Origin of the sequence: Pseudoalteromonas sp. NCIMB 1079 (genome assembly GCF_040567695.1) — a bacterium.
Taxonomy (GTDB): domain Bacteria; phylum Pseudomonadota; class Gammaproteobacteria; order Enterobacterales; family Alteromonadaceae; genus Pseudoalteromonas; species Pseudoalteromonas distincta.
This window is the reverse complement of record NZ_JBEWZA010000001.1, coordinates 3288499-3301771: the sequence shown is the minus strand read 5'-3', so window position 1 is coordinate 3301771 and position 13273 is coordinate 3288499. Positions and strand designations below refer to the sequence as shown.

The 13273-nt window shown below is 40.1% G+C and carries 15 protein-coding genes and 1 other RNA gene; 10 read left to right on the top strand and 6 right to left on the bottom strand.

What is annotated here, in order from left to right; translation table 11 throughout:
* The first annotated feature begins 72 nt into the window (after positions 1-72).
* The 7 genes from rplM (at position 73) to ABX891_RS15335 (ending at position 5229) form a co-directional block, all read left to right on the top strand.
* Positions 73-501 carry a 50S ribosomal protein L13 gene (gene rplM / locus ABX891_RS15365; protein WP_002957960.1) on the top strand — a complete coding sequence of 143 codons (429 nt, stop codon included), beginning with the start codon at positions 73-75 and terminating at the stop codon, positions 499-501.
* An 8-nt stretch (positions 502-509) separates the two neighbouring features.
* A complete protein-coding gene (gene rpsI / locus ABX891_RS15360) occupies positions 510-902 on the top strand; it encodes a 30S ribosomal protein S9 (RefSeq protein ID WP_024595789.1) in 393 nt (130 codons plus the stop codon).
* 581 nt (positions 903-1483) lie between these two features.
* Positions 1484-2074, top strand: coding sequence for a ubiquinol-cytochrome c reductase iron-sulfur subunit (gene petA / locus ABX891_RS15355; RefSeq protein WP_002957962.1), 591 nt, complete (start codon positions 1484-1486; stop codon positions 2072-2074).
* Positions 2074-3339, top strand: coding sequence for a cytochrome b (locus ABX891_RS15350; protein WP_002957963.1), 1266 nt, complete (start codon positions 2074-2076; stop codon positions 3337-3339). The genes petA and ABX891_RS15350 overlap by 1 nt, the downstream gene beginning before the upstream one ends.
* Positions 3336-4085, top strand: coding sequence for a cytochrome c1 (locus ABX891_RS15345; RefSeq protein WP_002957964.1), 750 nt, complete (start codon positions 3336-3338; stop codon positions 4083-4085). The genes ABX891_RS15350 and ABX891_RS15345 overlap by 4 nt, the downstream gene beginning before the upstream one ends.
* A gap of 80 nt (positions 4086-4165) precedes the next feature.
* Positions 4166-4792 carry a stringent starvation protein SspA gene (sspA, locus tag ABX891_RS15340; protein WP_002957965.1) on the top strand — a complete coding sequence of 209 codons (627 nt, stop codon included), beginning with the start codon at positions 4166-4168 and terminating at the stop codon, positions 4790-4792.
* Positions 4792-5229: a ClpXP protease specificity-enhancing factor gene (locus tag ABX891_RS15335; protein WP_002957966.1), complete on the top strand. Its 438-nt coding sequence runs from the start codon at positions 4792-4794 to the stop codon at positions 5227-5229. The genes sspA and ABX891_RS15335 overlap by 1 nt, the downstream gene beginning before the upstream one ends.
* 58 nt (positions 5230-5287) lie before the next feature.
* On the opposite strand, the gene dolP is transcribed toward ABX891_RS15335, so the two are convergent.
* From dolP to ABX891_RS15315, 4 genes are read right to left on the bottom strand one after another with little or no spacing between them, the layout of a single operon-like run.
* Positions 5288-5854 (bottom strand): division/outer membrane stress-associated lipid-binding lipoprotein, encoded by a 567-nt coding sequence (gene dolP, locus ABX891_RS15330; protein ID WP_002957967.1) that lies wholly within the window; start codon positions 5852-5854, stop codon positions 5288-5290.
* Positions 5847-6440: an SIS domain-containing protein gene (locus tag ABX891_RS15325; protein ID WP_002957968.1), complete on the bottom strand. Its 594-nt coding sequence runs from the start codon at positions 6438-6440 to the stop codon at positions 5847-5849. Before ABX891_RS15325 ends, dolP begins: the two co-directional genes overlap by 8 nt.
* Before the next feature lie 32 nt (positions 6441-6472).
* A complete protein-coding gene (locus ABX891_RS15320; protein WP_002957970.1) occupies positions 6473-6844 on the bottom strand; it encodes a YraN family protein in 372 nt (123 codons plus the stop codon).
* 24 nt (positions 6845-6868) lie between these two features.
* Positions 6869-8746, bottom strand: a complete 1878-nt coding sequence (locus tag ABX891_RS15315; protein WP_002957971.1) for a penicillin-binding protein activator — start codon at positions 8744-8746, stop codon at positions 6869-6871.
* 61 nt (positions 8747-8807) lie between these two features.
* On the opposite strand from ABX891_RS15315, the gene rsmI reads away from it, so the two are divergent.
* On the top strand, positions 8808-9665 hold the full coding sequence (gene rsmI, locus ABX891_RS15310) for a 16S rRNA (cytidine(1402)-2'-O)-methyltransferase (RefSeq protein WP_024595588.1): 858 nt from the start codon (positions 8808-8810) through the stop codon (positions 9663-9665).
* A 41-nt stretch (positions 9666-9706) separates the two neighbouring features.
* An RNA gene (gene rnpB, locus ABX891_RS15305) (RNase P RNA component class A) lies at positions 9707-10084 on the top strand.
* 74 nt (positions 10085-10158) lie between these two features.
* Here the strand turns inward: rnpB and ABX891_RS15300 are convergent.
* Positions 10159-11238 (bottom strand): mechanosensitive ion channel family protein, encoded by a 1080-nt coding sequence (locus ABX891_RS15300; RefSeq protein ID WP_354629840.1) that lies wholly within the window; start codon positions 11236-11238, stop codon positions 10159-10161.
* Between the two features lie 127 nt (positions 11239-11365).
* On the opposite strand from ABX891_RS15300, the gene ABX891_RS15295 reads away from it, so the two are divergent.
* Positions 11366-12319 carry a YihY/virulence factor BrkB family protein gene (locus ABX891_RS15295; protein WP_024595416.1) on the top strand — a complete coding sequence of 318 codons (954 nt, stop codon included), beginning with the start codon at positions 11366-11368 and terminating at the stop codon, positions 12317-12319.
* A gap of 3 nt (positions 12320-12322) precedes the next feature.
* On the opposite strand, the gene ABX891_RS15290 is transcribed toward ABX891_RS15295, so the two are convergent.
* Positions 12323-13207: a LysR family transcriptional regulator gene (locus ABX891_RS15290; RefSeq protein ID WP_165723745.1), complete on the bottom strand. Its 885-nt coding sequence runs from the start codon at positions 13205-13207 to the stop codon at positions 12323-12325.
* Between the last annotated feature and the right edge of the window lie 66 nt (positions 13208-13273).

The following is a 13273-nucleotide window of genomic DNA, read 5'->3' as shown; positions in this document are numbered from 1 at the left end:
TATAGCAAACTTAGAGCAGTAGTTAATATTAACTACTTGTGGTTTTAATTGAAAAACATTGGATTTTTATAAATGAAAACGTTTGTTGCTAAACCAGAAACAGTAAAACGTGACTGGTACGTAGTTGACGCTGAAGGTAAAACTTTAGGTCGCATCGCTACTGAAATCGCTCACCGCCTACGCGGTAAGCATAAAGCTGAATACACTCCTCACGTAGATACTGGTGATTACATCATCGTTATCAACGCTGAAAAAGTTACTGTAACTGGTAACAAATTCAAAGATAAAGTGTACTACGCTCACTCTGGTTTTCCAGGTGGCCTTAAGTCTACTACTTTTGATAAACTTCAAGCTGCAAAGCCTGAAATGATCATCGAGAAAGCTGTAAAAGGCATGTTGCCACGTGGTCCTTTAGGCCGCGCTATGTACCGTAAACTTAAAGTTTACGCAGGTACTGAGCATAACCATGCTGCACAACAGCCTCAGGTTCTAGACATTTAAGGAGCACCATCATGGCAAATCAATACTACGGTACAGGTCGTCGTAAAAGTTCAAGTGCTCGCGTATTCTTACGCCCAGGCACTGGTAACATCGTAATCAACAAACGCTCTCTAGAAGAGTATTTTGGTCGCGAAACAGCACGCATGGTTGTTCATCAAGCTCTTGAGCTAGTTGATATGACTGAAAAATTTGACCTTTACATCACCGTTTCTGGTGGTGGTACAACTGGTCAAGCTGGTGCTATCCGTCACGGTATCACTCGTGCACTTATGGAGTTTGACGAGTCACTACGTCCACAACTTCGTAAAGCAGGTTTTGTTACACGTGATGCACGTAAAGTTGAACGTAAGAAAGTGGGTCTTAAGAAAGCGCGTAAGCGTCCACAGTTCTCAAAACGTTAATCTATACGTTATCAAGAATTCAAAAACCCAGCTTATGCTGGGTTTTTTGTTTTCAAATCAAAAAGTTTACATTTGCTACTTAATTTAAATTTGTTTATAGCGGTCGCGATACTTGGTATTGCTGTAATTAATGATGATCAAATTTATTAATAACTGCGTATTAATCGAACGAAAGTTAAAAAACACTCAGATAGCTGCAAAAAAGTTAAATAATTATCGTAATTAGTTTAAATCCATCAGTTAATTGGTGGAATTTTTTGCTACAATTGGCGTGGAAGTAAAATGAGTGAGTTTAACGACACTATGTACAGTTTTTACTGTTTCCTCTTAGTGGTGTTGATCTCGGTCAGTATATTGTTTTTACAGAAGCGTTATTATAGTCGTTCGGCTTTATTCTCGAGCTAGCTTAATCAAATTTTTGATCAAGTCAGGTTTATTCGAGCATGGGGCTTTGAATAACCTTGTTTTAATCAAGGGTTTTAATTATGATCGCTTCTATTTTAAAAATTTCGAATAATTAACCTGCTGTAACTGATGTTCTCAATATAGCAAGTGTTGAGAATCATAGTGGAGATAAGTGGATGAGCAATGCGCCTGTAGACAATGGCCGACGTCGCTTTTTAACCATAGCTACCTCTGTTGTAGGTGGTGTTGGTGCGGCTGGGGCTGCTGTTCCTTTTATTGCGTCTTGGAATCCAAGTGAGCGAGCTAAATCTGCGGGTGCGCCTGTAGAAGTAGATATCAGCAAACTTGAGCCTGGACAATTAATACGTGTCGAGTGGCGTGGTAAACCTGTATGGGTTGTATCACGTACCCCAAAAATGCTTGAGCAGATGAAAGAACATGAAGGTCAACTTCGTGATCCGCAATCGCAAGAGCCACAACAATTAGAATCATCAACAAATGATTACCGTTCATTACGTCCAGAAATATTTTTGGCTGTAGGTATTTGTACGCATTTAGGATGTTCACCAGGCTTTTTACAAGGTAATTTTGGTGAGAAAGTAGAAGGGACTGATGACGGTTTCTACTGCCCGTGCCACGGTTCTAAATTTGATATGGCTGGTCGAGTATTTCAATCGGTACCTGCACCATTAAACTTAGAAATACCACCTTATACTTTTCTAGATGACACCACTATTTTAGTGGGCGAAGAAAGAGGGGTAGCCTAATGTTTGGTAAGATTATTGGTTGGATAGACGACCGAATCCCAATGACACGTGTTTGGAACATGCACATTGCACAGTATCCAGCACCTAAAAACTTTAACTTCTGGTACTTTTTTGGCTCACTAGCCATGTTAGTACTAGTAAACCAAATCCTAACAGGTATTTGGTTAACGATGAACTTTGTTCCGTCTGCTGAAGGTGCTTTTGCTTCGGTAGAGTACATCATGCGTGATGTAGAATATGGCTGGTTACTACGTTACTTGCACTCAACAGGTGCATCAGCGTTTTTCATCGTTGTATATATGCATATGTTCCGTGGCATGATCTACGGTTCTTACCAAAAACCGCGTGAATTACTGTGGTTATTTGGTATGTTCATTTTCTTAGCGCTAATGGCTGAAGCATTCATGGGATACTTATTACCATGGGGCCAAATGTCGTTCTGGGGCGCACAAGTAATCATTTCATTATTCGGTGCTATTCCGGTTATTGGTGATGACTTAACACTTTGGATCCGTGGTGACTACGTAATATCAGGTGCAACGCTTAATCGCTTCTTTGCATTACATGTAATTGCACTACCACTGGTTATTGTAATCTTAGTTTTCTTACACATTGTTGCTCTACACGAAGTGGGTTCAAATAACCCTGAAGGTATTGAGATTAAACGTAAGAAAGGCTCAGTAGCTGAAGAAGATAAGCCTAAATTTAAATTCCACGAGTATTACACTAACAAAAAAGACATTGTTGATGCGATACCGTTCCACCCTTACTACACAGTTAAAGATATTGTGGGTGTGGTTGGTTTCTTAATACTGTTTTGTTGGGTTGTGTTCTTTATGCCGGCGATGAATGGCTTCTTTTTAGAAGGTCCAAACTTCGAGGCAGCTAACCCACTTAAAACACCTGAGCATATTTTCCCAGTTTGGTACTTTACGCCATTCTATGCAATCTTACGTGCAATCCCTGATAAGTTAATTGGTGTTGCGGCGATGGGTGCATCGATTGTAGTACTTGCATTACTACCTTGGATAGACCGTGGTAGAGTTAAATCGGTTCGTTACCGTTGTGGTTTCCATAAATGGAACATTGCAGGCTTTGTTGTAACTTTCGTTCTTCTTGGTTGGGTGGGTGCAACTCCACAAACTGATATGAAAACGATTATTTCTCAAATCTGTACTGTGACTTACTTTATGTTCTTCGTACTGTTGTTTGTATACAGTAAGAACGAAAAAACTAAGCCATTGCCAGAGAGGTTAACGAAATGATGAAGAAGCTTATTATTGGTTTATTTGCTTTATCAGTAAACTTGTTGCCTAACATGGTTATGGCAGCAGGTCCGTCGGTTCCTTTAATGGAAGCGAATAACGACCTTACTGATCAACCATCTTTACAACGCGGTGCAAAGTTGTTCATGAACTACTGTCTTGGTTGTCACCAAATGCAGTATCAACGTTATGAACGTACTTTTCGTGATATCGGTATCCCAACAGAAGTCGGTTTAGAGCAGTTAATTTTTGACGGCTCTAAAGTAGGTAGCCATATCACCAACGCAATTACAAAAGACGATGCAGCAAAATGGTTTGGTGCGGCTCCGCCGGATTTAACTCTTATTGCACGTGTAAAATCACCAGATTATATTTACACGTACCTAAAATCGTTTTATAAAGATGAATCTCGCCCGTTTGGAGTTAACAATATTGTTTTTCCATCGGTAGGTATGCCTCATGTTCTTCAAGAACTACAAGGTTTACCAACGCCTATCACTAAAGAAGTAGAAGAACATGGCCACACTGTGACCAAAGTTATTGCTACTGAAACTGATGGTACGGGTGAATTAAGCGTAGATGAATACGACCAAGCGGCTCGTGATTTAACAAACTTCCTTGAGTACGTGGGTGAACCTTCACGTCTTGAATCGGAAGCGCTAGGTATTAAGGTAATAGGATTCTTAATAATTCTATTTATCTTGGCATTTATGCTTAAGAAAGAATACTGGAGAGATGTTCATTAAGTTGAACATTTTTAAAGGTAATTTTGCAATAGGGGCTTAAGCCCCTTTTGCTGTTTTAGTTATTTAATGGAGGTATAGGCATGGCCGTAGCTGCCAATAAGCGCCCTGTAATGACCCTTTTTTCTGGTGCTAACTGTATGTATAGCCACCAAGTACGTATTGTACTTGCGGAAAAAGGTGTAAGTGTAGATATTCATTTGGCTGAAAAAGATAACTTGCCAGAAGCACTTCACGAAATTAACCCTTACGGCACAGTGCCAACACTGATTGACCGTGAGCTTGGTTTATACCAGGCAAACATCATCATGGAATACCTTGATGAGCGTTTTCCTCATCCTCCACTAATGCCTGTTTACCCGGTAATGCGTGGTCGTAGCCGCTTAATGATGCATCGTATTGATACTGATTGGTACAGCCTAGCTGACAAAATCAGTAACAACACGTCAGATGCTGCTCAAGCTCGTAAAGAGCTAACAGAAGCATTACTTGCTGTAGCACCTATTTTTAGCGAAGCACCTTACTTTATGAGTGAAGAGTTTAGCTTAGTAGATTGTTATTTAGCTCCACTATTATGGCGTTTACCAGAGTTTGGTATTGAGCTTAATGGTGCAGGTTCTAAAGAGCTTAAAGAGTATATGATCCGTTTATTTGAACGTGAGTCATTCCAAGCCTCTTTAACTGAAGCTGAGCGTGAGATCCGTTTATAATGACGCCTAATCGTCCTTATTTATTACGTGCTTTTTTTGATTGGATAGTCGATAACGAGTGTACACCGCATTTAGTGGTAGACGCTGGGTTTGCAAATGTACAAGTGCCAACACAGTTTGTTCAAGACGGACAAATTGTTTTAAACATAAGTCCATCAGCGGTCACACAGTTTTCGTTAGACTTAACCCAACTTAGCTTCAATGCGCGCTTTGGTGGTCAGCCAATGCAAGTGTATGTGCCTCTAGGTGCTGTGCTTGCAATATACGCGCGTGAAAATGGCGAAGGAACAGTCTTTACTGCAGATGAGTTTTTAGAGGACGAAGACGATTTTGTGCCTGAGCTTGAAAGTGTTGATTCATCAGCTGAATTTATTGATGAAACACCACCAGAAAAGCCACAGAAGAAAAAAGGCTCTCATTTACGCGTTATTAAATAATAAGTAAATGCAAAAAAAACCGCTTAATAAGCGGTTTTTTTATGTCTGTATTTTGTGTTTACAAGTATTCAAATACTTTAATTACACGCTCTACGCCAGATACATTTCGGGCAATGTTTACAGCTTGAGTAGACTCAGAGTCAGATACTAAACCCATTAAAAATACTTCAGCGTTTTCAGTAACTACTTTAATGTTATTACTGCTAATGTCTTTTGCTGTTAGTAGCTGAGCTTTTACTTTAGAAGTTAACCAAGAGTCATGCGTTTGTGTAGTAATGCCAATATTTGAGCCAATACGAATTTGGTTATGTATCTTACGAATACCTGAAACGCCCTCAATGGTACGCTGTGCTTCGTTTCTCATTTCTTCATTAGATACTTGGCCTACAAGTAAAACAATACCGTTAACGCTTACAGCGCTTATATTGGCAAACTTTTCAAGGCGTTCTACTTCGCTAAGTGCAATACTCGCTTTTATTTCAATATTGTTATCGTCAATTTGAGAGCCAATGGTACGGCGATCGTTCGCTGCAGTTACTGCACTGGCTGTACCTGCAACAACAGCAGCTGCGCAGCCTTGTAGTAATACAACAGTACCTAAAACAATAAGAGAGCGTTTAAACATAATTTTCATCCTGAGGGAAAAGCGTTAAATCAACAAGTTCGCTTAAACAATGTAAGTTAACTAAATGGGATTCGATAATGCGGCTAGGGCGTTTAGATGGGGATCTAATTTCAACATCGTTAGGGCCAAGTAGGCCAACCAACTCGCCACCATCATCACCAACCATAACTATGACCTTCATATCTTTAGTTAGTGCAGCTTCAACGGCAGAAATAACATGTTTTTCGTTACCGTTAATAGCCAGTACAAGCAATAAATCACCTTGCTGGGCAAAAGCGCGGACTTGACGAGCAAATGTATCGTGATCGTCTACCTGAGTACTTTGTCCAAGGTTAACGTTTTCTTGCGATAGAGCAATTGCCGGCAAACAAGGACGCTCGGTTTCATAGTGATTAACCAATACACCCGCCATGTGCTGGGCGAGCATGTGGCAATTAGCAGTACCGCAGCAAATGAGTTTATTTCCGTTGATCAGACTTTGTGCAATAGTAAATGCAGCTGACTCAAGCGCACTAGGTAGCACTTCACCAGCAGCGATTTGAACTTGAATGCTTTCTGTAAAAATTTCTTTAATTGTGTCTTGCATAGCCTACCAATAATTTATCTTTGTATTTGCGTTTAAAATACATTTTTAAGCCAATTAATATTAGGAGATGCTTCTCCTGTAATGGCTACATAATCAATTCTTAGTGCTTGGTTAGTTAAATTTTTAGCTGCTAAGTAATGATAAATACTACGTTTTAATCGAGCTTGTTTTTGTGGGCTAAGTGCATAGTTGGCACCGCCACGGGCATTATTTTTGCGAAACTTGACCTCAATGAATACAAGGGTGTCGCCTTCTTTCATAATGACATCAAGCTCGCCAAAGGGGCAGTAATAATTACGTTCAATGGGTGTTAAGCCCTGAGTAACTAAGTATTTTTGCGCTTCAAGCTCATAATACTGGCCTTTTTCGCGACTATTGTGCCACAGCTCTTTAAACCACGACATGCCGCCCCCTTAACTTAATAAAGTTTAATTTATAGTTTGTATATCACCCGCTGATTGCATAAACAATGGTACCGGGCGTTGTGTTTCTAATTGCACAGGCTTAATGCGACGGTTTGTATATTGAGCCCAGTCGAGCATACGTTCTATATGGCCGCTGGTATTAACAGATAGCTTACCGCTTAAACCACTATATTGGTTGCCTGGCATTACGCTTAACTGTCTAATGTCATGTAATATTGATACTGCATCGTACGCCATTGCAAATAAGCGTTGGCTAATATCAATTTGCTCAGGCCATAGAGAGTTGTACTGCTGGCGTAAATTATGTTGTTTAATTTGTGAATCAAGCATCCACGGTAATTCAGTGAAGTATAGGCCGTCTAAGTCGCCTTTGTCTGTACTGTCAATTTGTTTACTATGACTTTTAGAGCTTGCATAAAGTGGGATACGATCAGCAAATGTACTGACGTTTACATCAAGGTAAGGTTTAATTAAGCGAGTTTCTATTGCATCACCCAAAATATAAATAACGTCTATATCACTGCGTGAACGCGTTTCGTTTTCTACTTCTTGCTTAAATAATGCTTTAACTGTTTGTATGCGATCTTTTGACTTATCAACTTCTAATAAGCTGGTAATTGTGTTCGGCATATCTTTTTTATCGTTATAAAAACCGATTTGTGGCTTGGTTTCGCTGTAGCGTTGCCACTGTAGGTTAAAATAATCAACTAAACGTTGGCCATTTGCATTATTTGGCGCAAGCAACATAGGCTTTTGATAGCCCTTAGTTAAAAAGTGCTCCAGAGCTTGCTGTACTTCGTGTTCAGGGTTCAATGCAAAGTAATAATGCTGAAGCGAAATGCGCTCACCATCAAAAGTGTTTAAATGCAGTACCGGAGTATCAATAAGAGTTTGTGCATTGGCTAGTTTATCAATATTTGCTTTAAGTAGAGGACCAATTACAAAATCAGGCTTTATTTCTTCAAGTTGCGCTGCGATTTCCTCAGTGCTTAGGTTTTCATCAATAAAAATAGTGTCGTTGATAGTTTGCGTATCAAGTGCAGCTAACACACCGGCTTTAAGCGCATCACCTAAGCGTTCGTTAGGGCCTGATTGTGGAAACAACACAACTAAACGCTCTATATTAATAGGGGCGAGCTCAGTAAGCATTTCGTCCTGTTCAGGTAATACAGAAAAAGCCGGATGCCCAATATAGCGTCTGCGCCAATTATTAATTGCTTGGTCTAGCTCCACGCCGCTACTTGCATATACTTGATAGTATAGACCAAGGTTTACCCAGCCTTGCTGGATAACCGAACCACGGTTAAAACGTTCAAGCGCATATGAAGAGAGCTGTTTTAAGTTATCCCACAAATTTTGATTGAGCTGAGGGATTTCTATATTGTTTTTTGTTGCTGTTTCAGAGGCTCTAAAGAAGTAGGGGGCAGCTTTTTTAGGAAAATTTTGCGATGCATAAATACTGGCTGTTAAAAACTGATGCCATGCAAAATGCTCAGGTTGAGTAAGTTGTCCGTCTAGCGATTGTAAAATCACCAAAGCTTGATCATTCTTATTCTGTTGTTTTTGTGCAAATGCAATATAAAGACGGTTTTGGATTTGATCAACACTTGCGGTTAATTCAAGCTCATTACCAATTTTCTCTAACAAAGGCCAATTTTGCTCACTAATCGCAGCATCACGGGCACTATACAATAACTGTATTTTATCGGCACCTTGGCGGTTTTGCGCCAATTGGTAGATAGATTGCGCACTGGTTGCCTGATTTTGCAGAGCATTAGTGCGGTTACTTACGTTATCGCTGTTTTTAGTTGGTTTTTCGGTTGTGCTACACGCCGATAACCCTGACAATATAATTAATAGACTAACTAGTTTAAGTCGCACAATGATTTCCCAATACGTTAACGCGATTTGCTTATATTACTGACTGACGCAGGAGACCTCAATGTTAAATGAGGAGAATTCACAGAAAATTGGCACTCTTTACATTGTTGCCACCCCAATTGGCAATTATGACGACTTAAGTCACCGTGCCATTGCGACATTATCGCAAGTTGACTTAATAGCTGCTGAAGACACTCGCCATACCGGCAAGCTACTTAGCCACTTTGGAATTAAGGCAAAAACGTTTGCATTACACGACCACAACGAAAAGCAAAAAGCACAGCAAATTATTGATCAACTTAATCAAGGTTTAAATATTGCTTTAGTATCTGACGCTGGTACACCGCTAATTAGTGATCCAGGCTACGCTGTGGTAAATCTATGTCGCGAACAAGGCGCTCATGTTACACCTGTTCCAGGTGCATGTGCTGCAATTACAGCCGTATGTTGTTCAGGCTTACCAACTGACCGCTTTCAGTTTATTGGTTTCACGCCAGCTAAAAGCAAAGCTCGCCAAGACTTTTTTACCGAAGCTGTTAACTCAGGCATTACCAGCATAATGTACGAAAGTACGCACCGTATTATGGCAAGCCTTGATGATTTAGCACTAGCCCTTGGTGATGAGCAGCAAGTCGTGTTTGCTAAAGAGCTAACCAAAACCTTTGAAACATTTTTTAATGGTAGTGTAAGTGAGCTTAAACAATTTTTAACTGATGATCCTACCAAGCAGCGCGGCGAAATAGTGCTTATGCTTGCGGGTAAACCAAAGCAAATAGACGATGTTCCGCCAGAAGCGCGCAAAATGCTGGCACTTCTTGAGAGTGAAATGCCAATGAAAAAAGCCTGTGGCGTTGTAGCCGAATACTTTGGTATGAAGAAAAACGCTTTATATAAAACAATTATTGAAGAAAAAGAGTAAATTTTACTGCGCTTAGTATTAGCCTCATGTATACTGCGCGCCGAGTCAGCCAAGATGATCGCTGCCTGTGACGAAAATGATCAGGGGGAGGAAAGTCCGGGCTCCATAGGGCAGAGTGCCAGCTAACGGCTGGGGGGCGTGAGCCCACGACAAGTGCAGCAGAGAGGAGACCGCCAATCTCGATTGGTAAGGGTGAAAGGGTGCGGTAAGAGCGCACCGGGCCGCTAGTAATAGTCGGTTGCAAGGTAAACTCCACTCGGAGCAAGACCAAATAGGGTTCTATCATTTTAAATAATGAACGCGTGGCCCACGTGAGAACCGGGTAGGTTGCTTGAGCCATAGAGCGATTTATGGCCTAGACGAATGATTATCACTTTCTTCGGAAAGGACAAAACCCGGCTTATAGGCTGACTCACTCATTCAATAAAAAGCCCGCAGTTAACACTGCGGGCTTTTTTGTGTCTAAATTTTAGTTAATACAACTTCAGCATCTTTAAATAATATTTTTACCTTGTTCTGGATCGCGAGATTGCTCTGCTTGTTCACGTATTTCGTCGGTATCACTGCTTACATCATCAAGTGTTTTAGTTTGCTCAACTGTTTCATTCTTTTCGTTTTGTATTTGCGATGGTTGTTCTTCCCCTAAACTAGAAACATTTTCATTAGGGTCGGTGAGTATAATTCTCTCTCGTGCGTCATCAGGCATGCTGATGTTTTGTTTTGTGAACTCATTGACTAATTCGCGCATAAGCTGGGAAGCTACTTTTAATGGACTGTGTTGCTCGCTATTAACCCAAAAATACAAAACGAAGTTAATAGTAGATGAGCCTAAGTTTTTTATTAAAACCTGCGCAGGTGGATCGCTAAGCACCGCATTTTGTTGATTGGCAATAGCTAGGGCGAGGGTTTGTGCGCTACGTATATCGTTATCATAGCCAATACCAATTTCTACTTTTCCGCGCATTTTTGGATTGGCAGTCAGGTTTTTAATAGTATTTTTATATACCGTCGCATTGGGTATTTGAATATGATTGCCATCGTAATCAACAAGTGTGGTTGCTCTTGCGGTTACTTTTTTAACAACACCTAAACGATTGTCTACTTCAATTACATCGTCGATTTTAAAAGGCCTTTGTATGCTCAGTAATAAACTGGCGATAAAGTTCTCAGCTATGTCTCTAAAGGCAAAACCCAATATAAGTCCTATTAGTCCCGTGCCACTCATAATGGCGACAGCAAACTCGGTAAGCCCTGCTAAGCGCAGGAATAAGTACACGCCAAATAAAATAATTAAAGTGCTTATACTGCGCCTTACAACTAGATGAATTAGTTTACTGTCAGTCATGTAGTCAATAGGCTTTATAAGCAATCGAGAAAGTGGCCCTGCAATTAAATAGCTTAATGCTAAAAGTATTATACCGAGTAATAGTGTGGGTAATATTTGCGCTGTTGCATGAAGTAATTGCACAGCTTGTTCATGAAAAAACTGCCACGTAAACACATCGCCTTGAAAACTTTGCGTGCTGGGAGGCGTATTGTTTAAAGCTATAATGTTTGATTGGCTACTAGGCATGGCTTATCGTCCGTGTTTGGTTTTTATAATCGTTAATATTAGGTAACAGCAAGTTTAGTACCAAATACTTTATTTAACTTGGCAAACATTTTGCTGTAGTAATGTAATACAAATATTGAGGTTTAGAATGAAAGAAGCTAAACGAGGACAGCAAGCTGAGCAGCCTGGTCATATCCCTTTTATAGGTTGGTGGGATATTGTTAAGCGCATTTTTAAGCAAATGAGTGAAGATAACTTATCTATAGTGGCTGCGGGTGTGGCATTTTATGCGTTACTTGCTATTTTTCCGGCCATTGCGGCGATGGTATCTGTGTATGCATACTTTTCATCCCCTGCAGATATTAGTGATCATTTAAGTAAAATAGTTACTTTGCTCCCACCAAGTACCAGTGAACTAATCTTATCTCAGGTTTCTAGCCTTGCAAAAACATCAAGTGCCAGCTTGAGCTTAAGTGCAATTGGTACGCTTATACTTACCATTTGGAGTAGTTCTAAGGGCAGCCAAGCACTTATTACTGCGTGTAATATTAGTTATCGTGAATATGATAAACGTTCATTTTTTAAAGCTCAATTAGTACGCTTTTTATTTTCGGTAGGGGCGATTGTTGTCGCAATTTTTGCGTTATTAATTATTGGTATTTTACCTATTGTGCTTAATTTAGTGGGGCTAAAAGAAAGTATAGATTTATTAATTAAACTCATCTCTTGGCCATTATTAGCTTTTACCTTTAATTTTGCATTGGTACTTTTATATCGTTATGCCCCACACCGTAAACCGGCCAAATGGCGTTGGATCACGATGGGTTCGTCTATTGCTACTGTACTTTGGATTTTGGCATCTATAGGTTTTTCTTTTTATGTGTCGCGTTTTTCTAGTTACAACGAAACTTACGGCTCACTAGGTGGTGTAGTGATCATGTTGATGTGGTTGTATATCAGCGCTTATATAATCACATTAGGTGCTGTTATTAATGCAGCTACTGAGCAGCAAACAGGTAAAGACAGTACTATAGGCCCAGCTAAAGAGCGTGGGCAGCGAGGCGCCTATGTGGCAGATCACCTCGATGTAAAAAACGAATAGCTATTAGCTAAAGTTAGTGAGAGCTATAAGCTGCTCTTTAAACTCTTGTGCTGCAGGACCAAGCCTGTCGTTGTCGTTGCACATTAAATATAAATTAAGGGTACGGGTTGTACCTTGGTCTAAATTAAGTGGGATGAGCGTTTTATCTTCAATTAAATGTGCTATTTGTGTTTTTGGCAGCCAAGCGTAACCCAAATTTTGACTAACCATATCAATAGAGTTGCGTAAATGGCTGACTGTCCAGCGCATATCAGCACCTAACCAGCCATCATTGTGACTGGTGTGGATTGCTGAGTCGCGAACTACTATTTGCCGGTGTAGCTTTAAATCGCGAAAGTTGAGTTGTTCAGTTTGTTGGTGTAATACATGGTCTTTATGCGCAACGGCTATAAACTCTATATCGCATAACGTACTGCAACTAATTCCATAGATAGGAATTGATGAAATGGCTAAATCAACCACTGAGTTATGTAGTAATTCGTTTGCACCGGTTAGCACGCTTTCTACTAAATCAATCTTTAAAAGCGGGTAAAGTTCACTCGTTTTAGCAAGTGCCTGGTATAAAATGGTGTGTGGAAAAACTTCATCAACAGCTATTTTTAATGTGCTTTCTACGCCTTCGCTTAGTGTACTTGCTACCGATTCTATTTTAGTTGCTTCTTCAATTAAAAATTCAGCTCTGCGTAAAATTAGTTTACCGCTATCGGTTAAAAATGCTTTACGACCTTTTACTTCAAGCAACTTAATTTGCAAGGCGGCTTCAAGTTTTTGAACAGCATGGTGTACGGTTGACTGACTTTTATGTACAGCCGCACTTGCGCCTGCAAATCCGCCGTGATCCACAACCGCTTTAAACATTCGCCATTGCTCTAATGTTGCTTTTGCCATTTTTAAATCCTGTTACTACTTATATCTGATTGCTTAACTTGACCGCGCAGACGCATTATTTATTGC